The organism is Geodermatophilus sp. SYSU D00698 (assembly GCF_054050335.1).
This window is the reverse complement of record NZ_JBJGZD010000001.1, coordinates 242,811-269,539: the sequence shown is the minus strand read 5'-3', so window position 1 is coordinate 269,539 and position 26,729 is coordinate 242,811. Positions and strand designations below refer to the sequence as shown.

Below are 26,729 nucleotides of genomic sequence, written 5' to 3'. Positions count from 1 at the left end.
CGTGACCGACACCGTCGAGGAGTGGTTCGCCGCGGCCGGGCCGCGCGAGGCCGAGCTGCGGCGGGTGGACGCCCTGGTCCGCGAGGCCGCTCCCGGGCTGGACCGCGAGCTCGTACCGGCCGGGTCGGGGCACGTGCTCGGGTACGGCCTGCTGCCCTACCGGCCGCGCTCGGCCAGGGAGACCACCCGCTGGCCGCTGGTCGCCCTCGCCGCGCAGAAGCGGCACCTGTCGCTGTACGTGTGCGCCGTGGTCGACGGCGTGTACCTGCCCGAGGCGCGCGCCGCGCGGCTGGGGAGGGTGTCCTGCGGCAAGAGCTGCGTCCGGTTCACCTCCCTGGACCGGATCGACCGGGCGGAGCTCGCCGCGCTGGTGCGCGACGCCGCCGCCGTCACGTCCTCGGGCGGCAACGCCTTCTTCGTGTCCTGACCGACACGCCGCAGCGGTCCTCGGCGGGGGACGAAGGTCCCTGTTTAACACGCGTCCCACCCGCCACCGTGGACGCCGTACCCCCGCACGGACCGAACGAGGAGTCCCGCGCGCCCATGACGCCGATCGAGCAGCTCCCCGCCGACCCCAGTGTCGAGCAGGCCGTCACCCGGCTCGTGGACGAGTTCGGCGCGCGGTTGCGACCCCAGGTCGTCGGCAACGTCGTGCGCATGTGCCGGCAGGACCTCAGCGGCGTGCCCGTGACCGCCCTGCCGGAGATGGTGGAGCGGCTGGCCCGGACCCGCCTGCAGGCCGTCGGCTGAGGGAGGCCCTGCCGAATCCGGTTGCCCGGCCCCGGACGATGTCGGGGTGGGCTACGTCGACGTGAGCGGGGTCCGGCACACGCTGCCGGGCGGCCGGGTGCTGCTGGACGACGTCTCGTTCCGGATCGGCGAGGGCGCCCGCGCGGCGCTGGTCGGCGAGAACGGCGCGGGCAAGACGACGCTGCTGCGGATCGTCGCCGGTGACCTCGTGCCCGAGGCCGGCGCCGTCGCCCGCAGCGGCGGGCTCGGCGTCATGCGGCAGTTCATCGGCTCGGTGCGCGACGACACCACCGTCCAGCGCTTCCTCGTCGACCTCTCCGCGCCCGCGGTGCGCGCCGCCTGGGACGCCGTCGAGGCCGCCGAGCTGACCCTCATGGAGACCGACGACGAGCCCGCGCAGCTCGCCTACGCCGACGCGCTCGCGCAGTGGGGCGACGCCGGCGGCTACGACGCCGAGGTCACCTGGGACACGGTGACCGTCGCGGCGCTCGGCGTCCCCTACGACCGGTGCAAGTACCGCGAGCTGTCCACGCTGTCCGGCGGCGAGCAGAAGCGGCTCGCGCTCGAGGCGCTGCTGCGCGGGCCCGAGCAGGTGCTGCTGCTCGACGAGCCGGACAACTACCTCGACGTCCCCGGCAAGCGGTGGCTGGAGCAGCGGCTGCTCGAGACGCGCAAGACGGTGCTGTTCGTCAGCCACGACCGCGAGCTGCTCGCCACCGTCGCCGACCGGGTGGTCACCGTCGAGGGCGGGACGGCGTGGGTGCACGGCGGCGGGTGGTCGTCCTATCCCGAGGCCCGCGAGGCGCGGCACGAGCGGATGGCCGAGCTGCGCCGCCGCTGGGAGGAGGAGCACGAGCGCCTCGTCGACCTGGTCCGCACGCTGCAGCAGCAGGCGGCCAACTCCCCGGACATGGCCTCGCGGTACCGGGCGATGCAGACGCGGCTGGCGAGGTTCGAGGCGGCCGGGCCGCCGCCGGACCGGCCACCGCAGCAGCGGGTGACGATGCGGCTGCGCGGCGGGCGCACCGGCGTGCGGGCGGTCGTGGCCGAGCAGCTGGAGCTGACCGGGCTCATGCAGCCGTTCGACCTGGAGGTCTGGTACGGCGACCGGGTCGGCGTCCTCGGGGCCAACGGCGCGGGCAAGTCCCACTTCCTGCGGCTGCTGGCCGGCCAGGACGTCGCCCACACCGGGTCCTGGCGGCTCGGGGCGCGCGTCGTCCCCGGCTCCTTCGCCCAGACGCACGCGCACCCCGAGTGGCAGGACCGGACGCCGGTGGACCTGCTGTGGCACGGCGAGCCGGGCCGGCCGGGCGTCGACCGCGGGCGGGCGATGGCGGTGCTGCGCCGCTACGGGCTCACCGACTCCGCCGACCAGCCGTTCCGGACCATGTCCGGCGGGCAGCAGGCGCGGCTGCAGGTGCTGATGCTCGAGCTGTCCGGCGCCACGCTGCTGCTGCTCGACGAGCCCACCGACAACCTCGACGTCCTGTCCGCCGAGGCGCTGGAGGAGGCACTGGCCGCGTTCGACGGCACCGTGCTCGCGGTGACCCACGACCGCTGGTTCGCCCGCTCCTTCGACCGGTTCCTCGTCTTCGGCTCCGACGGCCGGGTGTACGAGTCGGACGAGCCGGTGTTCGACGAGACGCGGGTCGCCCGCGCCCGCTGAACGACACCGGCCGGACCCCCGTCGTGGGGGGGTCCGGCCGGTGGCGGGGGAGCGGGGACTACGGCAGGGCGTAGAAGACGCGGTCGTCGGAGTCGAAGCTCATGGTGGGCTCGACCGACAGCTGCCCGCCGGCGACGGCGGCCGGCGGCACGTCCATGCAGAACTGGAAGGTGTCCGACCCGCCCGGGTTGAGGGTCGGGGCGTCCATCGCGTCGTCGGCCAGGACCGCCGTGCACTCGGCGTCGCTGTACTGCCGGGCGTCGGACCCGTGGAAGACGGCGGTCAGGTCGAAGCCGGGCATGCCCTCCGTCTCGCCGGTGTAGGTCACGCTCAGCTGGGCGAGCACGTACTGGCCGGTGGCCGGCTCGTTGAAGTCGTTGGCGGCCTGCACGGACGCGTCGGCGTCGAGCTCGACCGCGTCCACGGTGACCTGGTAGTCGCCGACCTGGGCCGGGACGCCGAGCGGCACGACGTCGGCGGCCGGGGCCTCCTCGGGAGCGGGCTCGACCAGCCCCGCCGTCCCGCCGTCGGGCAGGGCGCCGTCCGACGGGACGGCGCTGCTGAGCTCCTCGTCGAGGCTGTCGGCGACCTCGTCGATGACGCTGGCGTAGAAGGCCTGCGTCGCGATCACCACGGCGATGGCCACCAGCGAGGTGACGAGGCCGGTGACGGCCAGCCCCTTGCCGCGGTGGGTGCCGCGCCGGGCGCGCAGCAGCGCGGGGATGCCCAGCGCCAGGCCGACGACGGCCACCACGGCGGCGACGTTGTTGATGATGGGCACCCAGCTCAGCAGCAGCGCGATGATCCCCAGGACCATCGACGCCACGGCCAGGCCGGCGCCCTTCTGCTGGGGGACGTACGGCGGCTGGACCGGAGCGTGGGGCTGCTGGTACGGCGCCTGCGGGGGGTGGGACACGGAACGGCTCCTCGCGGGGGCTGGGCGGAATCGGATCGAGACCGTGTCGTTCTTCGGCCGGACCACGCCCACGAGTGACCCGAACCGCCCGGAGGCACCCCGGCCGCCGCAGGAGCACCACCCGTCCCGAGGGCGCGGCCCGGGCATGGGCTCGTGCCTGTCAGGCCGTCCTGACAAAGGATGGGTCATGGACCTCGACGACCTCGAACGGCAGCACACCCTCGCCGGCGCCGTCCGCCGCTACGACGAGCTGCGCACGCGCGACTCGCTGGCCGACCCCGACGACCCGGCCGGCCCGCGGCCGCTGACCCGTGAGGAGGCGCTGGAGCTCCTGGCGCTGGGCGAGGTCGTCGCCCGGCGGGCGGCCCAGGGGCGCCAGCTCACCGTCCGGACGGCGCGGGCGACCGGTGCGTCGTGGGCGCAGATCGGCCGGGCGCTGGGCGCCACCCGGCAGTCGGCGTGGGAGGCGCACCGGCGCTGGATCGACGCCCAGGTCGACCACCCGGACGGCTCGGGCGGGCTCACCGAGGACGAGGCCGCCGAGGCCCGCGCCCTGCTCGCCAACGACGCCGACTGAACGGCTCGGCTCCGGCGACCACCGGAGGTGTGCACGGCCGGCCGGCGTGTCCCGCCGTGTCGCGTGCACGCACCCGGTGATCACGCCGAGCGAGCGAGTCGGGGGGCTCAGCCGAAGGACCGGCCCTCGCCGCGGTAGGTGGGGACGGCGCCGGCCAGCCGGTCCCCGGCCAGCGTGTGCAGGACCTCGACGTGCTCGCACACCTCGCCGGCCTTGGCGTGCCGGAACCAGACGCGGTCGCCGACGGCGAGCCCGTCGGCGTCCGGGCCGCGCAGCGGCGTCTGCACCTCCCCGGCGCCCTCGGTGCCGAGCACCCGCAGCCGCGGCGGGTGCACCGGGCGCGGCAGCCGGTCGGCGCCGGGCGGCCCGGAGGCGATCCACCCGCCGCCCGCGACGGTCACCGTCCCGCGCGCCGGGCGGCGGGTGACCGGCAGCGCGAACAGCAGCGCCGGCCGGCCGCGGAAGGCGCGGTACCCGTCGAACAGCGTCGGCTGGTACAGCCCCGAGCCCGCGGCGACCTCGGTGACCGACGGGTCGGCCGCGGTCCGTTCCAGGCTCCCGGTGCCGCCGCCGTTGACGAACGCCAGCGGCGCCACGGCGGAGACGGCGGCCACCGCGGCGGCGCGGCGTCCGGTCAGCTCCCGCACCGACAGCGCCTGCACCCCGCGCACCGCCAGGCCGCGCAGCGGGCGCCCGGGCGGCGCGTCCGGCACGCCCGCGACCTGGGCCTCGTAGGCCATGAGCCCGACCAGGGCGAAACCGGGCCGGTCGCACACCGCCCGGGCCAGCGCCGCGGCGGCCCCCGGGTCGTGCACCGGCGACCGGCGCGCCCCCACGTGCAGCCGCCCCGCCCGCAGCGACGCGTCGAGGTCGAGGCAGATCCGCACCGGCGGCCGCGACCCGGCCGGCGCCACCGCGTCGACGGCGTCGAGGTGGTCGGGGGAGTCGGCCATCAGCGTCACCCGCGCGGCGAGCGCGGGGTCGGCCACCAGTGCGCGCAGCGCCGCGCGGTCCACCGAGGGGTAGGCGACGACGACGTCGTCGGACACCGGGTCGTCACCGCCGGCCAGCCAGAGCGCCTCGGCCAGCGTGTACGCGAGCACGCCGGCGAAGCCCGGCCGGGCCTGCACCCGCCGCAGCACCGCCCGGCTGCGCACCGACTTGCTCGCCACCCGGACCGGACGCCCGGCGGCGCGGCGGACCAGGTCGGCGGCGTTGGCGTCCAGCGCGTCGAGGTCCAGGACGGCCAGCGGCGGGTCGAGGTCCGCGGTCGCCCGGTCCAGCCGGGCCCGGGCTGCGGCCGGGGAGGTCATGGCGGGGCAGCATCCTCGCGGTCCGCCGAGTGGGTCAAGCGTCCCAGTCGCTTGACCCGGTCCGGCGGCCACGGGACGCTGCCGCGCACGACGGAGGAGGCGGCGTGGGCACCTGGCGCAACTGGGCCGGCAACCAGCGGGCGGACGGCGTGACCGTCGTGCACCCGGCGGGCACCCGGGAGATCGCCGCCGCGGTCCGGAGCGCTGCCGACGCGGGCCGCCGGGTCACCGCCCTGGGCAGCGGCCACTCGTTCACCGGCATCGGCCGGCCGGAGGACGTCGCGCTGGCGCTGGACCGGCACGCCGCGCTGATCGGCGTCGACGACGCCGGGCTGGTCACCGTGCAGGCCGGCATGCCGCTGCACCGGCTCAACGCGGAGCTGGCCGCGCGCGGCTGGGCCCTGACCAACCTCGGCGACGTCGACCGGCAGACCGTCGCCGGCGCGATCTCCACCGGCACCCACGGCACCGGCGCCCGGTTCGGCGGGCTGGCCACGCAGGTCCGCGCGCTGGAACTGGTCACCGCCGACGGGACGGTGCTGCGCTGCGCGCCGGACGAGGACCCCGACGTCCTCTCCGCCGCGCGGGTCGGCCTGGGTGCCCTCGGCGTGCTGAGCACCGTGACCCTGCAGGCGGTGCCGGCGTTCGCGCTGCGCGCCGAGGAGGGCACCGCCGCGCTGCCGGACCTGCTGGCCGACTTCGCCGGCTTCACGTCCTCGACCGACCACGTCGAGTTCTACTGGTTCCCGCACACCGACCGGTGCCGGACCCTGCGCAACACCCGGGTGCCCCTCACCGAGCTCGCGCCGCGGGGCCGGGCGCGCGCGTTCTGGGACGACGAGGTGCTCGCCAACGCCGGCCTCGCCGCCGTCGTCGCCGCCGGTCGCCGGGTGCCCGCGCTGGTGCCGACCCTGGCGCGGTTCTCCGCCGGGGCGCTGGGCGCCCGCACGTACACCGACCTCGCGCACCGGGTCTTCGTCTCCCGCCGGCGGGTGCGGTTCCGGGAGACGGAGTACGCCCTCCCGCGGGAGGCGGCCCCGGCCGTGCTGGAGGAGCTGCGGCGGGTGGTCGACGCCGGGCCGCACCGGGTGCCGTTCCCGGTCGAGGTGCGCGTCGCCGCCGCCGACGACGTCCCACTGTCGACGGCGTACGGCCGCGACACCGCCTACGTCGCCGTCCACGTGCCCGCCCGCAGCGAGCCGGGCGGGTACTCCGCCGCGTTCGAGGCGATCGCGCTGGCCGCCGGCGGGCGCCCGCACTGGGGCAAGGAGCACGGCCTCGACGCCGCGGCGCTGGAGCCGCGCTACCCGCGGTTCGGCGAGTTCGCCGCGCTGCGCGCGCGGCTGGACCCCGCGGGGGTGTTCACCAACGCCCACCTCGCCCGGGTCCTCGGTCCGGCCGGGCAGCCCGCCGGGCAGGCCTGAGGTGCCCCGGCTGCCGGCCGGGCAGCGGCGCGCGGCCCTGGTGGAGGCGGCCCTGCGGGTGATGGCCCGGGACGGCCTGGCCGCCGGCACCACCCGCGCGGTCGTCGCCGAGGCCGGGATGCCGCTGGCCGCCTTCCACTACGCCTTCTCCTCGCGCGACGAGCTCCTGCGCGAGCTGGTCACCCGCGTGGTCGGCCGCGAGCTGGCCGCCGCCACCGCGGGGCTGGACCCGGCCGCGGGCCTGGCCGGCTGCCTGCGCGCGGCCGCCGCCGGCTACCTCGACCACCTCGAGCGCGAGCCCGGCGCCGAGGCGCTGATGCTCGAGCTCACGCTGCACGCGGTCCGCGACCCGGCGTTGCGGCCGGTGGCCGCCGAGCAGTACCGCGCCTACACCGCGGCGGCGACCCGCCTGCTGGAGGAGGCCGCCGCCGCGACGGGCGCCACCTGGCGGCGGCCGGTCCCGGAGCTGGCCCGGCTGCTGGTCACCGTCGTCGACGGCGCGACGACGACCTGGCTGGTCGACCGCGACACCGCCGCCACCCGCGCGGTGCTCGAGGCCGCGGTCGACCAGCTCGCGGCCTGGGGCAGGTGACTCAGAGGTCGACGTCGGGCTCGCCGGTGCCGCCGATGCGGTCGAGCTCCTCCATCTCCAGCGGCCCCAGGACCCGCGCGCCCGCCTGCAGGTTCTCCTCGAGGTGCGCCACCGACGACGTCCCCGGGATCAGCAGGACGTTGGGGGAGCGGGCCAGCAGCCACGCCAGCGCCACCTGCATCGGCGTGGTCTCCAGCCGCCGCGCCACCGTCTCCAGCGCCGCGGACTGCAGGGGCGTGAACCCGCCGAGCGGGAAGTAGGGCACGTAGGCGACGCCCTCGCGGGCCAGCGCGTCGAGCAGCGGGTCGTCGTCGCGGTGCACGAGGTTGTAGTGGTTCTGCACGCACACCACCGGCGCGATCGACCGCGCCTCGGCGAACTGCTGCGTCGTCACGTGGGAGACGCCGAGGTGCCGGATGAGCCCCTGCTGCTGGAGCTCGGCCAGCGTCTCGAACGGCTCGGCCAGCGAGCGCTCCGCCGGGGCGTGGCCGGGCATGCGCAGGTTCACCACGTCGAGCACGTCGACGCCGAGGTGGTCGAGGTTGTCGTGCACGGCCTGCGTCAGCTCGTCGGGGGAGAGGGCCTCGGGCCACGCGCCGTCCGGCGTCCGGCGGGCGCCGACCTTGGTGACGATCGTGAGCTGCTCGGGATAGGGGTGCAGCGCCTCGCGGATGAGCTCGTTGGTCACGTGCGGGCCGTAGTAGTCGCTGGTGTCGACGTGGTCCACGCCCAGCTCCACCGCCCGGCGCAGGACGGCGACGGCGGCCTCCCGGTCGGCCGGCGGGCCCATCACCTGCGGGCCGGCCAGCTGCATCGCGCCGTAGCCGATGCGGTTGACCGTGCGGTCCCCGAGCGGAAACTGTCCCGACCTCTCGGCCGTCGTGGTCGTCATGCCCGCCTCCTACCCGGGGAGTCCGGGGGAACCCGTCAGGCCGCCAGCCGGCTGCCGACCTCTGCGTGCCAGCGGCCGACGTCGGCGCTCACCCGCGCGGTCTCGCGCCGGTCGGCCCGCCGGGCGACCAGCGCCAGGCCGCTGCCCAGGAGCGCGAGGGCCGCGCCCACCCACATCGGCGCGGTGTAGCCCAGGCCCAGGGAGATGACCAGCGCGCCCAGGGCCGCGCCGACCGCGTTGGCCACGTTGAACGCCGCCTGGTTGGCCGCCGACACCAGGCTGCCGCCGGACACCCGCGCGGCCACGATCACGCCGTTCTGCACGACCGGACCCATCGCGAAGGCGACCGCGCCGAACAGGACCAGCAGGACGACGGCGGCCGCGGGGGTGCGGGCGAGGAAGGCGAAGGCGGCCAGCAGCAGCGCGGTGGCCAGCAGCCCGGCGACCACGAACGTCCAGCCGAACCGGTCGCCGAGGCGGCCGCCGGCCAGCGTCCCGACGGTGGTGCCGACGCCGAACAGCGCCAGCACCGGCGTCACCCAGCCCTCGGGCAGGCCGGCCAGGTCGGTGAGGATCGGGCTGACGTAGCTGTAGACGGAGAACAGCGCGGCGAAGCCCACCATCGTCAGCACGAGCACCAGCCACACCTGGGGGCGGCGGAAGGCGGCCAGCTCGGCCCGCAGGTCCCCGCGCTCCCCGGTGCCGGCGGGCAGCCAGGCCAGCAGCCCGGCGATCGTGACCAGCCCGATGACGGCGATCGCGGCGAGCACCAGCCGCCAGCTCAGCTGCTGGGCGACGAACGTGCCGAGCGGGACGCCGACGACGTTGGCCAGCGTCAGCCCGACCATCATGAGCGAGATCGCCTGCGTGGCCCGCTCCGGCGCGACCAGCCGCCGCGCGGCCACCGCACCCACGCCGAAGAACGACCCGTGCGCCAGCGCGGTCAGCACCCGTGCCGCGGCCAGGGTCTCGTAGGTGGGCGCCACCGCCGACAGCGCGTTGCCGACGACGAACACGACCATCAGCGCGACCAGCGTCTGGCGCGGGGAGAACCGCACGCCGAGCGCGGTGAGCGTCGGCGCGCCGAGGACGACGCCGACGGCGTAGGCGGAGATGAGCAGGCCGACGGCGGACACCGAGACGCCGAGGCCGTCCGCGATCTCGGGCAGCATGCCCATCACGACGAACTCGGTGGTGCCGATGCCGAAGGCGCCGATGGCGAGCGCGAGCAGACCGCGGGGCACGGGAGGACTCCAGGGGACGACGGCGGGAGGGGGAGCGTGCGGACGTCGTCGTCCGTGCTGGCCCTGCGGGGCGGGTACTACGGGGAGGCGGGTACTACGGAGAGGCGGGTACTACGGAGAGGCGGGTACTACGGAGAGGCAAGGCACCGGCCGCGCGGGACATGCCCCGCGCGGCCGGTGGGTGTCCTCACACCCGGGTCAGGGCTGCAGCAGCACCTTGACCGCGCCGTCCTTCTTCTCGCGGAAGTCGGCGTAGGCCTGCGGCGCCTGCTCCAGCGGCACCCGGTGGGTGGCGAAGTCGTCGACGCCGAGCGGGTCGCCGTCGACCAGCAGCGGCAGGATGTCGGGCACCCAGCGCCACACGTTGGCCTGGCCCATCCGCAGCTGGATCTGCTTGTCGAACATCCGCATCAGGGGCAGCGGGTCGGTGGCGCCGCCGTAGACGCCGGACAGCGAGATGGTGCCGCCGCGGCGGACCGCGTCGATGGCGGTGTTCAGCGCGGCCAGCCGGTCGATGCCGGCGACCTGCATGACCTTCTCCATGATCGCGTCCGGGACGACCGCGGTCGCCTTCTGCGCGATCTGCGCCAGCGGGGAACCGTGCGCCTCCATGCCCACGGCGTCGATCACCGCGTCGGCGCCGCGGCCGGCGGTCGCGTCCTGGATCTGCTGGACGACGTCGTCCTTCTTCGTGGAGCGGATCACGTGCGTGCCGCGGGCGGTGGCCCGCTCGAGCCGCTCGGGCACGACGTCGGAGGCGTACACGTCCTCGATGCCCAGGTGGTGGGCGATCCGGGTGCACATGTCGCCGATCGGCCCCAGGCCCAGCACCAGCAGCGTGCCGCCGGGCGGCGTCGCGGCGTACTGCACCGCCTGCCAGGCGGTGGGCAGGACGTCGGAGAGGTAGACGAACCGGTCGTCCGGCGGGCCGTCCGGGACCTTGATCGGCAGCGTGTTGCCGAACGGGACCCGCAGGTACTCGGCCTGGCCGCCGGGCACCTGCCCGTAGAGCTTGGTGTAGCCGAACAGCGAGGCGCCGAAGCCCTGGTCGCGGTTCTGGGTGGTCTCGCACTGCGACTGCAGGCCCTGCGAGCACATCCAGCAGGTCCCGCAGGAGATGTTGAACGGGACGACGACGCGGTCGCCGGGCTTCACCGCGGTCACCGCGGAGCCGACCTCGCGGACGACCCCCATCGGCTCGTGGCCCATGACGTCGCCCTTGGTCATGAACGGCGCCATCACCTCGATCAGGTGCAGGTCGGACCCGCAGATGCCGCTCGAGGTGATCTCGACGAGGACGTCGGTGTCCTCCTGCAGCGTGGGGTCGGGGACGGTGTCCACCTGTACGTCGGCACGTCCGTGCCAGGTCACTGCGCGCACGAGATCCTCTCCTCGGGTCGTCCGCAGGGAGCGCTGTCGATCACGCCTGTCCAGGGCCTTCTGCCCGGTGTGGGCCTGATCGCCCCTCGTTCAACGCTCAACCGGCGTGTTCATCACTGTCCGTCACATCGGTTCTACGCAGTGTCGAATGACAACGGTGCAGCTCCGTGGCCTGCGCCACACATCCGGCCCTGCGTACCCAGGTCCGCAGATCACGTAACGGTCACGGCGTGTTTACATGGGCCCCGCCCGCTCCCCCGGGCACGGCACGACGTCCCTGTCCCCGACGGAAGTCAGGTGCATGACCGAGCTCCACCCGGACCGCCTCCTCGACGGAGGGACGGCCGCGCAGCCCGCGGCCGGCACCCCCCTCCGGCAGGCAGCGGCAGCGTCGCCCGACCGGCGACCCGCCGACGCCGCGACGACGGCCCCGCGGCCCACCCCGTACCGACGTCAGGGGGAGACGTCGCCGGGCGGGGACCGCACCGAGTCCCGATCCGAGTCCCGCCCCGCCCGCCGTCCCACGCCGTCGCCGCGTACCTCGCCCGAGGAGACCGCCGCCGGGACGCCCGCCCCCACGACCACGGTGGCCGGCCTCGAGGTCCGCACCGTCGTCGCCGGGACCGGGCCCGCGCAGGCTCCCGCCGCCGAGCCCGCCGAGGTCCTCGCCGTCGCCGACGCCGCCGAGCTGGCCGAGGCCGCCGGCGCCCAGGCGCTGGCCGCCGTCGCGGCCGCCGGCGCCGACGACACCGCCGCCGACGACACCGCCGCCGACGGGCCCGAGGGCGCCGGCGCCGGTGGGGAGCGGGTCCCGGTCACCGTCGTCGCCGGCCACGGCCGGCACCGGGCGATGGCCCGGCTGCTGCGGCTGCCGCGCCGCCGGCCCGCCTTCTACCTCGCCGCCGCGCTGGTCGGCGCGGTCGGGGTCGGCTCCTTCTCCGTGGGCGACCGCGTCGCCCAGGCCGACGGCCCGGAGGCGGTCAGCCACTCGGTGAGCGTGGCCGAGGAGCTCGGCATCGCCGACCAGGACCTGCCCGCGGCCGCCGAGGCCGCGACCCTGCGCTCGGACGCCACCCTGCTCGGCGCGGTCACCGCCAGCCGCAACGCCCGCGAGGCCGAGGAGGCCGCCGCGGCGCAGGTCCAGGCCGACGCCGACCGCGCCGCCCAGGAGGCCGCCGCGGCCGCGGCCGCCGAGGCCGCCCGGCCCAGTACCGTGCTGCCGGTCGACGGTGCGCGGCTCACCAGCGGCTTCGGCGCGCGCTGGGGCACGCTGCACGCCGGCATCGACCTCGCCGCGCCCATCGGCACGCCGGAGTACGCGGCCGCCGACGGCGTCGTCCTCGAGGCGGGCCCCGCCAGCGGCTTCGGCCTGGCGGTGTACGTCCAGCACGAGAACGGCGACGTCACCGTCTACGGGCACATGGAGGAGATCCTCGTGCAGCCCGGCCAGGTGGTCCGCGCCGGCGACACCATCGCGCTGCTGGGCAACCGCGGCCAGTCGACCGGCCCGCACCTGCACTTCGAGGTGCACGTCGGCGGCATCGACGGCGAGCGGATCGACCCGATCCCGTGGCTGCGGGACCGCGGCGTCGCCATCTAGACGCGAGGACCCCGCCGCCCCGCCCCTCGCAGGCCCGGGGCGGGCCCCCGCAGCGGGGCCGGCACGACACGCGCCCCCCCGGCAGGTCCGGGCAGGGGGCGCGTGCCGTCGGAGGACACTGGAGGAGGAGGTGGGCCGATGGGAGCCGGGCACGGGCACGGGCACGGGCACGCCACCGTCGCGGCGGCCTCGCGCGGGCGGCTGGCCGTCGTCCTCGGGCTCACCCTCGCCGTCCTCGTCGCCGAGGTGGTCGGGGCCCTGGTCTCCGGCTCCCTGGCGCTGCTCGCCGACGCCGGGCACATGGCCACCGACGCGCTCGGCGTGGGCCTGGCCCTCGGGGCGGTGACGCTGGCCCAGCGCCCGGCCCGCGGGCGGCGCACCTTCGGCTGGCAGCGGGTGGAGATCCTCGCCGCGGTGGCCAACGGGCTGCTGCTCGCCGGCGTCGCGGTGTTCGTCCTCGTCGAGGCGGTGCGGCGGATCGGCGACCCGCCCGAGATCACCTCCGGCGTCGTCCTCGCCGTGGCCGCCGGGGGTCTGGCCGCCAACCTCGCCGGGCTGGCGCTGCTGCACCGCGGCCGGCGGGGGTCGCTCGCCGTCCGCGGTGCGCACCTGGAGGTGCTCGGCGACGCGCTGGGGTCGGTGGCCGTCCTCGTCGCGGCCGGCGTCGTCGCGCTCACCGGGTGGACGCCGGCCGACACCATCGCCGCGCTGCTCATCGGCTGCCTGGTGCTGCCGCGGGCGTGGGCGCTGCTGCGCGAGTCCCTCGACGTCCTGCTCGAGGCCGCGCCCCGCGACGTCGACCTCGACCGGGTCCGCGCGCACGTCCTCGGGGTGCCCGGCGTCATCGGCGTCCACGACCTGCACGCCTGGACGATCACCTCCGGCCTGCCGGTGCTGTCCGCGCACGTCGTCGTCACCGACGAGGCGCTGGCCGCCGGGCACGGCGGCCGGGTCCTCGACGCGCTGTGCGCCTGCCTCGGTGACCACTTCGACGTCCCGCACTGCACCTTCCAGATCGAGGCCGAGGCGCACGCCGGCCACGAGGCCCCCGTCCACGACTAGGAGGACGCCCCTGGCGGGGGCGCCGGTGGGACAGTGGAGGGCACGACGGACGGACCGGAGGTACAGGTGGAGCACGGGCACCACTCGGACATGTGGGTGCCCGACGAGCCACCCACGTGGGGACGGGTCTTCCTGCCCCACCTGGACGCGTGGTCGGTGCTGCCGGTCCTCGCCCTGCTCGGGGTGCTGGCCTACCTGGTCGGCCTGGTCCGGCTGCGCCGCTCGGGCGTGGCCTGGCCGTGGTGGCGCACGGCGTCCTGGGTGGCCGGCTGCCTGTCGCTGTTCGCCGTCACCGGGACCTGGCTGAACGGCTACGGCATGGTGCTGTTCAGCGTGCACATGGCCCAGCACATGGTGCTGTCGATGGTCGCGCCGCTGCTCCTGCTGCTCGGTCGGCCGGTGACGCTGGCGCTGCGGTCGCTGCCGCGGGGGAGGGGAGTGGCCGGCGTCCCGCGGGCGCTGCTGCTCGACGCCCTGCACAGCCGGGTCGCGCGCTTCCTCTCGCACCCGCTGTTCACGCTGCCGCTGTTCCTGGTCAGCCTCTACGGCGTCTACTTCACGCCCGTCTTCGACGCGCTGATGGGCGACCCGTTCGGGCACCAGTTCATGCTCGCCCACTTCACCGTGACCGGGCTGCTGTTCTTCGGGCCGATCCTCGCCCAGGACCCGTGGCCCCGGCAGGTGGGTCACGCCGGCCGGATGCTCGAGCTGCTGATCCCCATGCCGCTGCACGCCTTCTTCGGCGTCGCGATCATGATGTCGACGTCGCTGGTGGTGCGGACCTTCGCCGACCCGCCCGCCGGCTGGGGCGTCGACCCGCTCGCCGACCAGAACGCCGCGGGCAGCATTGCGTGGTCCTTCGGCGAGCTGCCGACGGTGCTCGTCCTCGTCGTCGTCCTGTTCAGCTGGATGGGCTCCGAGGAGCGCCGCGGCCGCCGGATCGACCGCACCGCCCGGCGCACCGACGACGCCGAGCTCGAGGCCTACAACGCCCGGCTCAGGCAGCTCGCCGCCCGCTCCGGGTCCTGAACGCGGCACCGCCCGCGGCCCCGGCGGGGAACGCGTCGGCCCCCGGGGCGGCGACCCGCGCCCTGCCACCATGGGGCCGTGTCCGTCTCGCTGGTGGTGACCGCCGACACGCACCTCCCGAAGCGGGCCCGTGACCTGCCCCGCTCCCTCTGGGCCGCGATCGAGGCCGCGGACCTCGTCGTGCACGCCGGCGACTGGGTCGACGTCGCCCTGCTCGACGCCCTCGAGTCCCGCGCCCGGGCCCTGCTCGCGGTGTACGGCAACAACGACCACGGGCCCCTGCGCGAGCGGCTGCCGGAGGTGGCGCACGCCGAGGTGGGCGGGCTGCGGGTCGCCGTCGTCCACGAGACCGGTGACGCCAAGGGCCGCGAGCGCCGCTGCGCCGCGCGCTTCCCCGACACCGACGTCCTGTTCTTCGGGCACAGCCACATCCCGTGGGACACCACCACCGACAGCGGACTGCGGCTGGTCAACCCCGGCTCGCCCACCGACCGGCGCCGGCAGCCGCACGGCACCTTCGTCACCGCGGTCGCCGACGGCGGGGCGCTCACCGAGGTGGTCTTCCACCCGGTCGCCCGGTGACGGTCTCCCCACCGGCGTCCCCTCCCGCCGCCCGCTGGCGTCACCTGGCCGTCGGCCTGACCGGGCTGGTCGCCGCCTGCGCGGCGCAGAACGGGATGCCCTTCCTCACGCTGACGCTGCGGGAGGAGGGGCTGACGCTGCCGCAGGCCGGCCTGCTGGTCGCCGCGCCCACCGCCGGCCTGGTGTGCGCGCTGCTGCTCTGGGGCGTGCTGGCCGACCGGTACGGCGAGCGGCTGGTGCTCTCCGCCGGGCTCGCGGTCGCCGCCGTCGCGCTGACCGGCGCCGCGCTGGCCGACGCCGCCGTGCCCACCGGCCTGTGGCTGCTGCTGGCCGGGGCGGGCAGCGCGTCGGTGCACGCGGCCAGCGGCCGGCTGGTGCTGGGCTGGTTCCCCGCGGAGCAGCGCGGGCTGGCGATGGGCGTCCGGCAGGCCGGGCAGCCGCTGGGCGTGGGCCTCGCCGCGCTGACGCTGCCGCGGCTGGCCGCCGACGGCCCCGGCGGCGCCTTCGCGTTCCTCGCCGCCGGCTGCGCGGTCACCGCCGTCCTCGTCGGCCTGCTCGTCCGCGACCCGGCCCGGCCGCCGCGCACCGCCGGCGCCCCGCGGCCGGCCTCGCCCTACCGCGGCCCGGTCCTGTGGCGGGTGCACGCGGCCAGCACCCTGCTCGTCGTGCCGCAGTTCGCCGTCGCCGGGCTGGCCTTCGACTGGCTGGTGCGCGACGCCGGCTGGAGCGCGCCCGGCGCCGGGACGCTGCTGGCGGTCGCGCAGGCCGGCGGGGTCGCCGCACGCCTCGGTGCGGGCACCTGGTCGGACCGGGTGGGCAGCCGGCTCGGGCCGCTGCGGCAGGTCGCGGGCGCGGTGGCCGTCGTCGTCGGGCTGCTCGCCGTCGTCGCGGCCCTGACGCCGGGCCTCCTCGGCCCGGGGGTCGCCGCGGCGGCGGTGGCGCTGGCGGCGGTCGCCACGGTGAGCCCGAACGGGGTGGCGTTCACCTCGGTGGCCGAGCAGGCCGGCAGCGCCTGGGCCGGGCGCGCGCTGGGCGCGCACAACACCGCGCAGAACCTGGCGGCCGCGCTGACCGTCCCGCTGGCGGCGCTGCTCGCCGACGGCGGACCCGGCTACCCGGCGGCGTTCGCGCTCGGTGCGGTCGCCGCCGCGGCCGCGGTCGCCGTCGTGCCCGCCCGGACGGCGGAGCCGGCGCCCCCGCCGGTCGCGGTCGGTGCGCCGTGAGCCGGTGGCGCCCCTGGCCGCCGCGGGCGGTGGCCGTGCTGGCCTGTCCCGTCTGCGGCGCGGAGCTGGCCGCGCTCCCCGGCGACGCCGGCCTGCGCTGCCCGGCCGGCCACTCCTTCGACCGGGCCCGGCAGGGCCACGTGACGCTGCTGCCACCGGGCCACGCGCCGCCGACCGGGGACACCGCCGCGATGGTCGCCGACCGGGCGGAGGTGCTCTCCGCCGGGACCTACGCCGGGCTCACCCGGGTCCTGGCCGGCGCGCTCGCCGCGGGGGAGGGGCCGGTGGACGCCGTCCTCGACCTCGGCGGGGGGACCGGGCACCACCTGGCGGGCGTGCTGGACGCGCTGCCCGGCGCGGTCGGCGTGGTGCTCGACGCCTCGCGGTACGCGGCCCGCCGCGCGGCCGGCGCCTCGCCGCGGGCGCTCGCCGTCGTCGCCGACACCTGGGCCCGGCTGCCGGTCCGCGACGCCGCCGTCGACCGGGTGATGGTGGTCTTCGCGCCGCGCAACGGGCCGGAGACCGCGCGGGTGCTGCGCCCGGGCGGCCGGCTGGTGGTCGCCACGCCGGCGCCGGAGCACCTGGCCGAGCTGGTCGGCCCGCTGGGGCTGCTGCGGGTGGACCCGGAGAAGGAGGCCCGGCTGTCCGCGGCCCTGGAACCGCACCTCGTGCCGGCCGGCCGCGTGCGGCACCGGGAGGAGCTGGAGCTCGACCACCGCACCGTGACCACCGTCGTGGGGATGGGGCCGCACGCCCGGCACCTGGCGCCGCAGCGGCTGGCCGCCGCGGTCGCCGCCCTGCCGCCGCGGGTGCGGGTCACCCTCGCCGTCGACGTCACGACCTGGGCGCTGCCCGCGGACGCAGGAGGGGCCCGGCCGTGACGGCCGGGCCCCTCCTGGGCGACCGGGCGCAGGGCTCTCGTGGCCCCCGGGGCGCCGGGAGCCCTGCGTCGGTCAGATGCGGGTGCGGCTGCGTCCGCGGGTGGCGAAGACGTAGACCAGCAGCACGATGATCGCGCCGATGATCGAGCCGATGATGCCGGCGGCGCCGATCTCGAAGCCGTTGCCGCTGATCAGGCTCCCGAGCAGGTTGCCGACGAAGGAACCGATGATGCCGAGGACGATCGTCATCCCGACGCTCATGGACTGCTTGCCGGGGACGACGGCCCGCGCGATGAAGCCGGCGATGGCGCCGACCACGATCAGCACGATGATGTTCCAGAGAAGCTCCACGGGGGACCTCCTGAGGGGATGGCCGGGTGGCCGAGGCGCTGGGATCTCCAGGCTCGGACGGTGCTGTTCCCCTGGTGAGCAGGGCGGAAACGCGTCTTGATCATGACGTGACCTGGTCGTCACCCGGGAGGGGGGCGCCGTCACCGGCGCGCCCGCCCGGACGGGCCCGACGGGCCCGTCGCCCTCGGTCTAAGCTGCGCTCGTGACGATCGCGCCTGCACCGATCGTGAGCCGGCCCAGCCCGGCTCGCGAGGTCCAGCGGGGTGCGCGGCTCTCGAACCTGCTGCGGACCACGGACCACAAGACCATCGGCCTGATGTACATGGCCGCCTCGTTCGCCTGGTTCATCGTGGGTGGCTTCATGGCCATGCTGATCCGCGGTGAGCTGGGCCAGCCCGGGCTGCAGTTCCTGTCGCCCGAGCAGTACAACCAGCTCGTCACGATGCACGGCACGATCATGCTGCTGATGTTCGCGACGCCGCTGTTCTTCGCGTTCTCGAACCTGATCATGCCGCTGCAGATCGGCTCGCCGGACGTCGCCTTCCCGCGACTGAACGCCTTCTCGTTCTGGCTGTTCTTCTTCGGCAGCCTCATCGCGGTCTCGGGCTTCTTCACGCCCAGCGGTGCGGCCGACTTCGGCTGGTACGCCTACGCCCCGCTGTCCGACGCCGTGCACTCCCCGGGCCCCGGCGCCAACCTGTGGTTCTCGGGCCTGGCGGTCAGCGGTCTGGGCACGATCCTCGGCGCGGTCAACTTCACCGCCACGATCGCCTGCCTGCGGGCGCCGGGCATGACGATGTTCCGGATGCCGATCTTCACCTGGAACACGCTGGTCACCAGCCTGCTGGTGCTGCTGGCCTTCCCGATCCTCACCGCGGCGATCTTCGGCATGCTGGCCGACCGCAACCTCGGCGCGCTCGTCTACTCGGACGAGAACGGCGGCCCGATGCTGTGGCAGCACCTGTTCTGGTTCTTCGGCCACCCCGAGGTCTACATCATCGCGCTGCCGTTCTTCGGCATCATCACCGAGATCATCCCGGTGTTCGCCCGCAAGCCGCTGTTCGGCTACAAGGGCATGGTCGGCGCGACGCTGCTCATCGGTGGCCTGTCGCTCACGGTGTGGGCGCACCACATGTACGCGACCGGCGCGGTCCTGCTGCCGTTCTTCGCGTTCCTGACCTACCTCATCGCCGTGCCGACCGGCATCAAGTTCTTCAACTGGATCGGCACCATGTGGCGCGGCCAGCTGACGTTCGAGACGCCGATGCTGTTCTCCATCGGCTTCCTGGTGACCTTCCTCCTGGGTGGCCTGACCGGCGTGCTGCTGGCCAGCCCGCCGCTGGACTGGCACGTCAACGACAGCTACTTCGTCGTCGCCCACTTCCACTACGTCGTCTTCGGCACCGTGGTGTTCGCCGCCTACGCCGGCATCTACTTCTGGTTCCCGAAGATGTCGGGCCGGATGATGGACGAGCGGCTGGGCAAGCTGCACTTCTGGCTGGTGTTCATCGGCTTCCACGCGACGTTCCTGGTCCAGCACTGGCTGGGCACCGAGGGCATGCCGCGCCGGTACGTCGACTACCTGCCCACCGACGGGTTCACCACCCTGCACGTCATCTCCACGATCGGGTCGTTCGTCCTGGGCGCCTCGACCATCCCGTGGCTGTACAACGTGGTGAAGTCGTGGAAGTACGGCCGCCTCGCGCTGCGCGACGACCCGTGGGGCCACGGCAACTCGCTCGAGTGGGCGACCTCCTCGCCGCCGCCGCGGCACAACTTCACCGAGATCCCGCGGATCCGGTCGGAGCGTCCGGCGTTCGAGGCGCACTACCCGCACCTGGTCGAGCGGCTGCACGCCGAGGCGCACGTCGGCAAGCGGCACCAGCCCTACGCCGGTGTCAGCGAGCTGGCCGAGGGCACCGGCCCGCGTCAGGGTCCCAACGACCCCGACCCGTTCTGACCCCCGGGGCCCGGCCCCACGCGATCGCACGTCACGACGACGCCCCGTCGGCTCCGGCCGGCGGGGCGTCGCCTCGTCCGCGGGGCCACCGCCCGGAGCCGCCGGGGGAGTGCGGCACCATGGCCGCCGTGCCGCTCGACCCCGCACCCCGCACGCGTCCGCAGGCCGCCCCCGACGGGCCCCGCGCGGTCCTGACGGTCACCGGCGCCGACCGGCCCGGCGTGACCGCCCGGCTGTTCGGGGCCCTCGCCTCCGGCGACGAGGGGCTCCCGCCGGTCGAGGTCGTCGACGTCGAGCAGGTCGTCGTGCACGGCCAGCTGGTCCTCGGGGTGGTCATCGGCGCCCGGCCGGCCGACGGCGCGGTGGACGAGGCCGGCTTCCTCGCCTGCCTGGGCCGGCTGGCCACCGAGGTCGCCCGCGCCACCGGCGTCCGGGTCGAGGTGGAGACCGCCTCCGGTCGCGGTGGCGGCACCACACCCACCGGGCGGCCGCACCACGTGATCCTGCTCGGCCGGCCCGTGCCGCCGTCCGCGGTCGCCGGCGCGGCCACCGCCATCGCGGGCGTCGGCGGCAACATCGACGCGATCCGGCGGCTGTCGGACCACCCGGTCACGTCCCTGGAGCTCACCGTCTCCGGGGCCGGGGCCACCGAGCTGCGCACCGCGCTGGCCGCCGTCGCCGCCGCCACCGGCGCCGACATCGCCGTCGAGCAGGTCGGGCTCGCCCGGCGCAGCAAGCGGCTGATCGTCCTCGACGTCGACTCCACGCTGGTGCGCGGCGAGGTCATCGACGAGCTGGCCGCCCGCGCCGGGCGGGCGGCCGAGGTCGCCCGGATCACCGCGGCGGCCATGAACGGGGAGCTGGACTTCGCCGAGTCGCTGCGGGCCCGGGTGGCCACGCTGGCGGGCCTGCCGGTCGAGGTCCTCGACGAGGTGCGCGAGCACCTGGAGCTCACCCCCGGCGCCCGCACGCTCATCCGCACGCTGCAGCGGCTCGGGTTCCGCTGCGGCATCGTCAGCGGCGGCTTCAGCCAGATCACCGACCCGCTGGCCGCCGCGCTCGGCCTCGACTTCGCCGCGGCCAACACCCTCGAGGTCGCCGACGGGAGGCTCACCGGCGGCCTGGTGGGCGAGATCGTCGACCGGGCGGGCAAGGCCCGCGCGCTGGCCCGCTTCGCCGCCGAGCACGGCATCCCGCTGGAGCAGACGGTCGCGGTCGGCGACGGCGCCAACGACCTCGACATGCTCAACGCCGCCGGGCTCGGCATCGCGTTCAACGCCAAGCCCGTGGTGCGCGAGCAGGCGCACACCGCGCTCAACCAGCCCTACCTCGACGCCGTGCTGCAGGTCCTCGGCTTCACGAGGGACGAGGTGATGGACGCGCTGTGACACCGTGTGACTGTGACACCGTGTGACTGTGACACCGTGTGACTGTGACACCGTGTGATCTGCCGTCCTGCCGGACGGCACCGCGGCCACGAGCCGTACCCCTGCTGCGCTGAGCCCTGCCACGACGTCCCGCCCGGGAGCCTCCGGCCCCGCGGTCGGTCCGCCGTCCTACGCACGGCGGCTCGCTTCAGGGGCGGGTGACCGTGCCCTCCAGCTCCACGCCGGCGGTGCGCAGCTGGTCCAGCGCCGCCTCGGTCGAGGCCTCGGACACCCCCGCGGTGAGGTCGAGCAGCACGCGGGTCCCGAAGCCCGCCGCGACGGCGTCGAGCGCGGTGGCCCGCACGCAGTGGTCGGTCGCGATGCCGACGACGTCGACGGCGTCCACGCCCCGCTCGCGCAGCCAGTCCGCCAGCGGCACGCCGTCGGCCCGCCCCTCGAAGCCGGAGTAGGCCGCCGCGTAGTGGCCCTTGTCGAAGACGGCGTCGAGCGGCCCGCGGTCCAGCGACGGGTGCAGCTCGAGCCCGCTCGTGCCGGCGACGCAGTGCGCCGGCCAGGTCTCCAGGTAGTCGGGCTCCTCGCGGAAGTGGTCGCCCGGGTCGACGTGGTGGTCGCGCGTGGCGACCACGTACGCGTAGTCGGCGGACCGCACGTGCTCGGTGATCGCCGCCGCCACCGCCGCACCCCCGGCCACCGCCAGGCTGCCGCCCTCGCAGAAGTCGTTCTGCACGTCCACCACCAGCAGTGCGCGCGTCACCGCGGGACCTCCGTTCACGCCGTCACCGTCTCCAGTGCGGGTTCCCCGCGGGAGAGCGCCCATGCCTCCTGCGGCAGGGCCTCGCGCGCCCGGCGGTGGTGCGCGGCCGCCGCCTCGAGCGCGTCGGCCGGGGACGACGGCGTCACCACCTCGCCGCCGCGGACCAGCTCCACCAGCAGCCGCCGGTCGCCGTCGCGCGGCTCGACCCGCCCGCTGCTGACCACCTCGGCGGTCGCCGTCCCGTCGGCGTCGTGCCGGCGGACGGCGGTCTTGCGGCCCCCGGTGGAGTTCTTGCCCTCCGAGCGCTTGGCCACCGGCACGCCGTCGCGCTCGACCAGCTTGTAGACCATCCCGGCGGTCGGCGCGCCCGACCCGGTGACCAGCGAGGTGCCGACGCCGTAGCCGTCGACCGGCGCGGCCATGAGCCCGGCGATCGCGTACTCGTCGAGGTCGCTGGTGACGATGATCCGCGTCTTCGTGGCGCCCAGGTCGTCGAGCTGGCGGCGGGCGGCGGTGGCCAGCGTCGGCAGGTCGCCGGAGTCCAGCCGGATGGCGCCGAGCTCTGGCCCGGCCACCTCGACCGCCGTCCTGATGCCCTGGACGACGTCGTAGGTGTCCACCAGCAGCGTGGTGCCGACGCCGAGCGTGTCGACCTGCGCGCGGAAGGCGGCGGCCTCGTCGTCGTGCAGGAGGGTGAACGCGTGCGCGCTGGTGCCCGTCGTCGGCACCCCGTACCGGCGGCCGGCCTCCAGGTTGGAGCTGGCGGTGAAGCCGACCAGGTACGCCGCCCGCGCCGCGGCGACCGCGGCCTGCTCGTGGGTGCGACGCGAGCCCATCTCGATGCACGGCCGCTCGCAGGCCGCCCCGACCATGCGGGCCGCGGCCGAGGCGATCGCGCTGTCGTGGTTGAGCACCGAGAGGACCAGGGTCTCCAGCAGCACGCCCTCGGCGAAGGGCGCGCGCACGGTGAGCACCGGGGAGCCGGGGAAGAACAGCTCGCCCTCGGCGTAGCCGTCGACGTCGCCGGAGAAGCGGAAGTCGGCCAGCCAGTCCAGCAGCCGCGCGTCGGTCAGGCCCTGCTCGCGGAGGGTGGCCAGCTCCTCGTCGCCGAAGCGGAAGGCGGGCAGCAGTTCCAGGAGCCGGCCGGTGCCGGCGACCACGCCGTAGCGGCGGCCGTGCGGGAGGCGCCGGGCGAAGACCTCGAAGACGCAGTCGCGGTCGGCGGTGCCGTCCGCCAGGGCGGCGGCGACCATCGTCAGCTCGTACCGGTCGGTGAGCAGGGCGGTACCCGTCGGCATGATCCCGACCCTAGGTCGACCGCCGCGACCGCACCCGGGGGACCGGGGGAGCGACCGTCCTAGAGTGGTCGGGTGGCCGGACCACTCGCGCCGACACGGACGCCCGAACCCACGGTCGAGGAGACCGCCGACCTCGACCGGCCCTGGGTCACCATCGTCTGGAACGACCCGGTGAACCTCATGACCTACGTGACCCACGTGCTGCGGGAGCTGTTCGGCTACGACGAGCCGACGGCGACGACGCTCATGCTGCAGGTGCACAACGACGGCAAGGCGGTGGTCAGCTCCGGCCCGCGCGAGCGGATGGAGCACGACACCAGCCGGCTGCACGCCTACGGCCTGTGGGCCACCTACCAGCAGGACGCATGAGGCCGTTCCGCCGCAAGGGGGCCGACGTCGTCGCGCGGCTCGAGCCGGCCGAGGCCGGCGTCCTCGGGCTGCTGCTCGACCAGCTCGAGCAGCTGCTGGGCGCCGACCCCGAGGACGTCGACGGCGACCCGGTGGTCGCGCGGCTGCTGCCGGCCGGGCACCGCACCGACCCGGAGCTCGCCGCCGACTACCGCGAGCTGACCGAGTCGGCGCTGCGCGCGGGCAAGACCGACGACCTGGCCGCCGTCCGGGCCACCCTCCCCGCCGACGGCGGCGAGGTGCGGCTGGACCGGGACCAGGCCGGCGCGTGGCTGCGCACCACCAACGACCTGCGGCTGGCCCTGGGCGAGCGGATCGGGGTCACCGAGGAGACCGAGCCGCCCGAGGACCCGGCCGGCGAGGAGGGCCAGCAGCTGGCCGTCTACTACTGGCTCACCGGGCTGCAGGGGTCGCTCGTCGACGCGGTCGCCGCCGGGCGCGACGCCCGAAGGTGAGCAGCACCAGCGCCGCCAGCAGCAGGTCCAGCACGAAGAAGACCAGCACCAGGCTGGGCAGCTCCAGCTCGCGGACGGCCGCCCCGACGGTGGAGACGAGCGTGACCACCGACAGGGCCAGCACCAGCAGGAGCACCAGCACCCGCAGCGCGACGAGCAGCGCCAGCGACAGGCGGTCGGCGGCGACGTCGCTGCTGTAGTGCCCGCTGCGCAGGGTCAGCCCCCGGATGCCGAGCCACAGCGACGGCAGCGCGACGACGACCACGCCGGCCGCCATGATCAGGTCGAGCACCACGGGTCCGCACCGTATCCGGTCGGTGACGAGCGGGTGACCTGCCCCGGTCGGGCGAGCGTCGCCCGGTGCCCGCGGTGCCGCTCCCGGGCGCCGCCTAGACTGGCGGTGTGCTGCGCATCGACCGCGCGACCTACGACGCCATCGTGGCCCACGCCCGGGAGGACCACCCGGACGAGGCCTGTGGCGTCGTCGCCGGGCCCGAGGGCAGCGACCGTCCCGAGCGGTTCATCCCGATGCTCAACGCCGCCCGGTCGCCGACGTTCTACGAGTTCGACTCGGCCGACCTGCTGCGCCTGTACCGGGAGATGGACGACCGGGACGAGGAGCCGGTGGTGATCTACCACTCCCACACCGCCACCGGGGCGTACCCCTCGCGCACCGACGTCAGCTACGCGTCCGAGCCCAACGCGCACTACGTGCTCGTCTCCACCCGCCACCACGGCCGGGAGACCGGCCTGGCCGGGGACGACGTCGAGTTCCGCAGCTTCCGGATCGTCGACGGCGAGGTGAGCGAGGAGGACGTCGAGGTCGTCGAGTCCTACCTGTTCGGCCACTCGCCGACCACCGTCGTCTACGACTGACCGAGGACCCCGTCCTCCCCACCCCTCGCGAGCCCGGGGCGGGGCCCTGGACGGGCCGGCCGCGGAATGACCCGCGGCGAGCGGGCGTTGCCCGCACCGACACGCGCTCACGCCGAGCGCTCCCGCACGTCCCCACCCTCCCGAGGAGAACCGCACGCCATGGCCATCGAGGTCCGGATCCCGACCATCCTGCGCACCCACACCGGCGGCAACAAGACCGTCGAGGGCAGCGGGGACACCCTCGGCGCGCTCGTCGACGACCTCGACGCCAAGCACCCCGGCCTCAAGGGCCGCCTGGTGACCGAGGAGGGCAAGCTGCACCGCTTCGTCAACGTCTACGTCAACGACGAGGACGTGCGCTTCACCGGCGCGCTCGACACCGCGGTCAAGGACGGCGACTCGGTCACCATCCTCCCGGCGGTCGCCGGCGGCTGCTGAGGCCTCCCGCCCCGCCGTCCCGTCCCCTCACCCGGAAGAGCTCCCGCATGGCCCGCTTCAACTCCCTCGTCGACTCCCTCGGCGGCACCCCGCTGGTGGGGCTGCCGAACCTGTCGCCGACGCCGGACGTGCGGCTGTGGGCCAAGCTCGAGGACCACAACCCGACCGGGTCGATCAAGGACCGTGCCGCGATCTCGATGATCGAGGCGGCGGAGAAGGACGGGACGCTGCAGCCGGGCGCCACCATCCTCGAGCCGACCAGCGGCAACACCGGCATCTCGCTGGCGATGGTGGCCCGGCAGCGCGGTTACCGGCTGATCTGCGTCATGCCGGAGAACACCTCCGTCGAGCGGCGCCAGCTGCTGGAGATGTACGGCGCGCAGATCGTCAGCTCGCCGGCGGCCGGCGGGTCCAACCAGGCGGTCGCGATGGCCAAGGAGATGGCCGCCGAGCACGACGACTGGGTGATGCTCTACCAGTACGGCAACCCGGCCAACGCCGAGGCGCACTACACCGGCACCGCCCCGGAGATCCTCGCGGACCTGCCGTCGATCACCCACTTCGTCGCGGGCCTGGGCACCACCGGCACGCTCATGGGCTGCTCGCGCTACTTCCGCGAGCACAAGCCCGGCGTCCAGGTGATCGCCGCCGAGCCGCGCTACGGCGAGCTGGTCTACGGCCTGCGCAACATCGACGAGGGGTTCATCCCCGAGCTCTACGACCCGTCGCTGCTGGACTCGCGGTTCTCCGTGGGCCCCGAGGACGCCGTCCACCGCACCCGGCAGCTGGTCGAGCGCGAGGGCATCTTCGCCGGCATCTCGACCGGGGCGATCCTGCACGCGGCACTCGGCGTCGCCGACCGCGAGGTCGCCGCCGGCCGCCGCGCCGACATCGTGTTCATCGTCTGCGACGGCGGCTGGAAGTACCTGTCCACCGGCGCCTACGCCGGCACCCTCGAGGAGGCCACCTCGGCCCTCGAGGGCCAGCTGTGGGCCTGAGCCCGGAGCTGCCCGCCCGGGCCCTGCTGTTCGACAACGACGGCGTCCTGGTCGACTCCGACGCCGCCGTCACCTCCTCCTGGTCGCGCTGGGCCAGCGAGCACGGCCTGGTGCCCGCCGACGTGCTCGCCGTCGTACACGGCCGGCGGTCGGCCGACACCGTCGCCGACCTGGTGCCCGGGCCCGGGCGGGCCGCCGCGACGGCGCTCATCGACCGGTACGAGCTCGAGGACGCCGCCACCGTGGCCGCCGTCCCCGGCGCCGCCGACCTCCTGGCCGGCCTGCCCGCGGACGTGTGGGGCGTGGTCACCTCCGGCACCGCCGACCTCGCCACCGCCCGGCTGACCGCCGCGGGGCTGCCGCTGCCCCGCACCCTGGTCACCGCCCGCGACGTGCGCACCGGCAAGCCCGACCCCGAGGGCTACCGCCTCGGCGCCCGCCTGCTCGGCGTGCCCCCGGAGGACACCGTGGTGTTCGAGGACAGCCCCGCCGGCATCGCCGCCGGCCGGGCGGCCGGCGCGCGGGTCGTCGGCGTGGGGGAGCGGGCCCTCGGCACCGGGGCCGACGTCGTCGTCCGCGACCTGCGCGGCCTGTCCTGGGCCGGTGGCGTCCTGTCCGTCCCGGCCGCCGCCCTGCTCCCGACCGGCGGCTAGCCTGGCGCCCGCGATGGAC

The 26,729-nt window shown here is 75.7% G+C and carries 29 protein-coding genes; 20 read left to right on the top strand and 9 right to left on the bottom strand.

Annotated features, from left to right (window positions below; genetic code table 11):
• The first annotated feature begins 1 nt into the window (after window position 1).
• The 3 genes from ACI8AB_RS01380 (at window position 2) to ACI8AB_RS01370 (ending at window position 2,416) form a co-directional block, all read left to right on the top strand.
• On the top strand, window positions 2–427 hold the full coding sequence (locus ACI8AB_RS01380; RefSeq protein ID WP_456948657.1) for a DUF1801 domain-containing protein: 426 nt from the start codon (window positions 2–4) through the stop codon (window positions 425–427).
• A gap of 116 nt (window positions 428–543) precedes the next feature.
• Window positions 544–750: a three-helix bundle dimerization domain-containing protein gene (locus ACI8AB_RS01375; RefSeq protein WP_387985830.1), complete on the top strand. Its 207-nt coding sequence runs from the start codon at window positions 544–546 to the stop codon at window positions 748–750.
• A gap of 46 nt (window positions 751–796) precedes the next feature.
• Entirely contained in the window at window positions 797–2,416 is a 1,620-nt protein-coding gene (locus tag ACI8AB_RS01370) for an ABC-F family ATP-binding cassette domain-containing protein (RefSeq protein ID WP_456948656.1), read from the top strand.
• Window positions 2,417–2,474: 58 nt separating this feature from the next.
• Here ACI8AB_RS01370 and ACI8AB_RS01365 read toward each other — a convergent pair whose 3' ends face one another.
• Complete coding sequence (locus ACI8AB_RS01365) at window positions 2,475–3,332, bottom strand: DUF4190 domain-containing protein (protein ID WP_456948655.1); 858 nt, start codon at window positions 3,330–3,332, stop codon at window positions 2,475–2,477.
• Window positions 3,333–3,519: 187 nt separating this feature from the next.
• Here ACI8AB_RS01365 and ACI8AB_RS01360 point away from each other — a divergent pair, with 187 nt between their 5' ends.
• Window positions 3,520–3,909 (top strand): hypothetical protein, encoded by a 390-nt coding sequence (locus ACI8AB_RS01360; protein ID WP_456948654.1) that lies wholly within the window; start codon window positions 3,520–3,522, stop codon window positions 3,907–3,909.
• 107 nt (window positions 3,910–4,016) lie between these two features.
• On the opposite strand, the gene ACI8AB_RS01355 is transcribed toward ACI8AB_RS01360, so the two are convergent.
• Window positions 4,017–5,222: an alanine racemase gene (locus ACI8AB_RS01355; RefSeq protein ID WP_456948653.1), complete on the bottom strand. Its 1,206-nt coding sequence runs from the start codon at window positions 5,220–5,222 to the stop codon at window positions 4,017–4,019.
• A 104-nt stretch (window positions 5,223–5,326) separates the two neighbouring features.
• Between ACI8AB_RS01355 and ACI8AB_RS01350 the strand changes: the two genes are divergently transcribed.
• Window positions 5,327–6,646, top strand: a complete 1,320-nt coding sequence (locus tag ACI8AB_RS01350; RefSeq protein WP_456948652.1) for a D-arabinono-1,4-lactone oxidase — start codon at window positions 5,327–5,329, stop codon at window positions 6,644–6,646.
• 1 nt (window position 6,647) lies between these two features.
• The gene (locus ACI8AB_RS01345; protein WP_387985814.1) at window positions 6,648–7,238 is read left to right on the top strand and encodes a TetR/AcrR family transcriptional regulator; all 591 of its coding nucleotides are present in this window, start codon (window positions 6,648–6,650) and stop codon (window positions 7,236–7,238) included.
• A gap of 1 nt (window position 7,239) precedes the next feature.
• On the opposite strand, the gene ACI8AB_RS01340 is transcribed toward ACI8AB_RS01345, so the two are convergent.
• The 3 genes from ACI8AB_RS01340 to ACI8AB_RS01330 form a co-directional block, all read right to left on the bottom strand.
• A complete protein-coding gene (locus tag ACI8AB_RS01340; RefSeq protein ID WP_387985812.1) occupies window positions 7,240–8,130 on the bottom strand; it encodes an aldo/keto reductase family oxidoreductase in 891 nt (296 codons plus the stop codon).
• 35 nt (window positions 8,131–8,165) lie between these two features.
• Window positions 8,166–9,374 carry an MFS transporter gene (locus ACI8AB_RS01335; protein ID WP_456948651.1) on the bottom strand — a complete coding sequence of 403 codons (1,209 nt, stop codon included), beginning with the start codon at window positions 9,372–9,374 and terminating at the stop codon, window positions 8,166–8,168.
• 198 nt (window positions 9,375–9,572) lie between these two features.
• The gene (locus ACI8AB_RS01330; protein WP_456948650.1) at window positions 9,573–10,754 is read right to left on the bottom strand and encodes an alcohol dehydrogenase catalytic domain-containing protein; all 1,182 of its coding nucleotides are present in this window, start codon (window positions 10,752–10,754) and stop codon (window positions 9,573–9,575) included.
• Window positions 10,755–11,340: 586 nt separating this feature from the next.
• Between ACI8AB_RS01330 and ACI8AB_RS01325 the strand changes: the two genes are divergently transcribed.
• The 6 genes from ACI8AB_RS01325 to ACI8AB_RS01300 all read left to right on the top strand — a co-directional run bounded on the left by ACI8AB_RS01325 (window position 11,341) and on the right by ACI8AB_RS01300 (window position 17,131).
• Window positions 11,341–12,354: a M23 family metallopeptidase gene (locus tag ACI8AB_RS01325; RefSeq protein ID WP_456948649.1), complete on the top strand. Its 1,014-nt coding sequence runs from the start codon at window positions 11,341–11,343 to the stop codon at window positions 12,352–12,354.
• A 138-nt stretch (window positions 12,355–12,492) separates the two neighbouring features.
• On the top strand, window positions 12,493–13,416 hold the full coding sequence (locus ACI8AB_RS01320) for a cation diffusion facilitator family transporter (RefSeq protein ID WP_456948648.1): 924 nt from the start codon (window positions 12,493–12,495) through the stop codon (window positions 13,414–13,416).
• Between the two features lie 66 nt (window positions 13,417–13,482).
• Complete coding sequence (locus ACI8AB_RS01315) at window positions 13,483–14,445, top strand: cytochrome c oxidase assembly protein (RefSeq protein ID WP_456948647.1); 963 nt, start codon at window positions 13,483–13,485, stop codon at window positions 14,443–14,445.
• A 78-nt stretch (window positions 14,446–14,523) separates the two neighbouring features.
• Window positions 14,524–15,027, top strand: coding sequence for a metallophosphoesterase family protein (locus tag ACI8AB_RS01310; RefSeq protein WP_456948646.1), 504 nt, complete (start codon window positions 14,524–14,526; stop codon window positions 15,025–15,027).
• A complete protein-coding gene (locus tag ACI8AB_RS01305; protein ID WP_456948645.1) occupies window positions 15,024–16,250 on the top strand; it encodes an MFS transporter in 1,227 nt (408 codons plus the stop codon). Before ACI8AB_RS01310 ends, ACI8AB_RS01305 begins: the two co-directional genes overlap by 4 nt.
• Window positions 16,251–16,279: 29 nt before the next feature.
• On the top strand, window positions 16,280–17,131 hold the full coding sequence (locus ACI8AB_RS01300) for a putative RNA methyltransferase (protein ID WP_456902878.1): 852 nt from the start codon (window positions 16,280–16,282) through the stop codon (window positions 17,129–17,131).
• A 72-nt stretch (window positions 17,132–17,203) separates the two neighbouring features.
• Here ACI8AB_RS01300 and ACI8AB_RS01295 read toward each other — a convergent pair whose 3' ends face one another.
• Window positions 17,204–17,482 carry a GlsB/YeaQ/YmgE family stress response membrane protein gene (locus tag ACI8AB_RS01295; protein WP_387985792.1) on the bottom strand — a complete coding sequence of 93 codons (279 nt, stop codon included), beginning with the start codon at window positions 17,480–17,482 and terminating at the stop codon, window positions 17,204–17,206.
• Between the two features lie 202 nt (window positions 17,483–17,684).
• Between ACI8AB_RS01295 and ctaD the strand changes: the two genes are divergently transcribed.
• Complete coding sequence (gene ctaD / locus ACI8AB_RS01290; RefSeq protein ID WP_456948644.1) at window positions 17,685–19,442, top strand: aa3-type cytochrome oxidase subunit I; 1,758 nt, start codon at window positions 17,685–17,687, stop codon at window positions 19,440–19,442.
• A gap of 119 nt (window positions 19,443–19,561) precedes the next feature.
• Complete coding sequence (gene serB / locus ACI8AB_RS01285; RefSeq protein ID WP_456948643.1) at window positions 19,562–20,830, top strand: phosphoserine phosphatase SerB; 1,269 nt, start codon at window positions 19,562–19,564, stop codon at window positions 20,828–20,830.
• Between the two features lie 187 nt (window positions 20,831–21,017).
• On the opposite strand, the gene ACI8AB_RS01280 is transcribed toward serB, so the two are convergent.
• On the bottom strand, window positions 21,018–21,584 hold the full coding sequence (locus tag ACI8AB_RS01280; protein ID WP_456948642.1) for an isochorismatase family protein: 567 nt from the start codon (window positions 21,582–21,584) through the stop codon (window positions 21,018–21,020).
• Window positions 21,585–21,598: 14 nt separating this feature from the next.
• Window positions 21,599–22,882 carry a nicotinate phosphoribosyltransferase gene (locus ACI8AB_RS01275; RefSeq protein ID WP_456902836.1) on the bottom strand — a complete coding sequence of 428 codons (1,284 nt, stop codon included), beginning with the start codon at window positions 22,880–22,882 and terminating at the stop codon, window positions 21,599–21,601.
• A gap of 72 nt (window positions 22,883–22,954) precedes the next feature.
• Here ACI8AB_RS01275 and clpS point away from each other — a divergent pair, with 72 nt between their 5' ends.
• Window positions 22,955–23,251 (top strand): ATP-dependent Clp protease adapter ClpS, encoded by a 297-nt coding sequence (gene clpS, locus ACI8AB_RS01270; protein ID WP_387985781.1) that lies wholly within the window; start codon window positions 22,955–22,957, stop codon window positions 23,249–23,251.
• On the top strand, window positions 23,248–23,745 hold the full coding sequence (locus ACI8AB_RS01265) for a DUF2017 family protein (protein WP_456902835.1): 498 nt from the start codon (window positions 23,248–23,250) through the stop codon (window positions 23,743–23,745). The genes clpS and ACI8AB_RS01265 overlap by 4 nt, the downstream gene beginning before the upstream one ends.
• Here the strand turns inward: ACI8AB_RS01265 and ACI8AB_RS01260 are convergent.
• The gene (locus ACI8AB_RS01260) at window positions 23,684–24,040 is read right to left on the bottom strand and encodes a hypothetical protein (protein ID WP_387985778.1); all 357 of its coding nucleotides are present in this window, start codon (window positions 24,038–24,040) and stop codon (window positions 23,684–23,686) included. The two genes, ACI8AB_RS01265 and ACI8AB_RS01260, sit on opposite strands and share 62 nt — an antisense overlap.
• A gap of 107 nt (window positions 24,041–24,147) precedes the next feature.
• Here ACI8AB_RS01260 and ACI8AB_RS01255 point away from each other — a divergent pair, with 107 nt between their 5' ends.
• The 4 genes from ACI8AB_RS01255 to ACI8AB_RS01240 all read left to right on the top strand — a co-directional run bounded on the left by ACI8AB_RS01255 (window position 24,148) and on the right by ACI8AB_RS01240 (window position 26,710).
• Window positions 24,148–24,621, top strand: a complete 474-nt coding sequence (locus ACI8AB_RS01255) for a Mov34/MPN/PAD-1 family protein (RefSeq protein ID WP_456948641.1) — start codon at window positions 24,148–24,150, stop codon at window positions 24,619–24,621.
• 159 nt (window positions 24,622–24,780) lie between these two features.
• A complete protein-coding gene (locus ACI8AB_RS01250) occupies window positions 24,781–25,059 on the top strand; it encodes a ubiquitin-like small modifier protein 1 (RefSeq protein WP_387985774.1) in 279 nt (92 codons plus the stop codon).
• A gap of 47 nt (window positions 25,060–25,106) precedes the next feature.
• Window positions 25,107–26,057: a PLP-dependent cysteine synthase family protein gene (locus ACI8AB_RS01245; protein ID WP_387985771.1), complete on the top strand. Its 951-nt coding sequence runs from the start codon at window positions 25,107–25,109 to the stop codon at window positions 26,055–26,057.
• Complete coding sequence (locus ACI8AB_RS01240) at window positions 26,048–26,710, top strand: HAD-IA family hydrolase (protein WP_456902833.1); 663 nt, start codon at window positions 26,048–26,050, stop codon at window positions 26,708–26,710. The genes ACI8AB_RS01245 and ACI8AB_RS01240 overlap by 10 nt, the downstream gene beginning before the upstream one ends.
• Window positions 26,711–26,729: the final 19 nt, after the last annotated feature.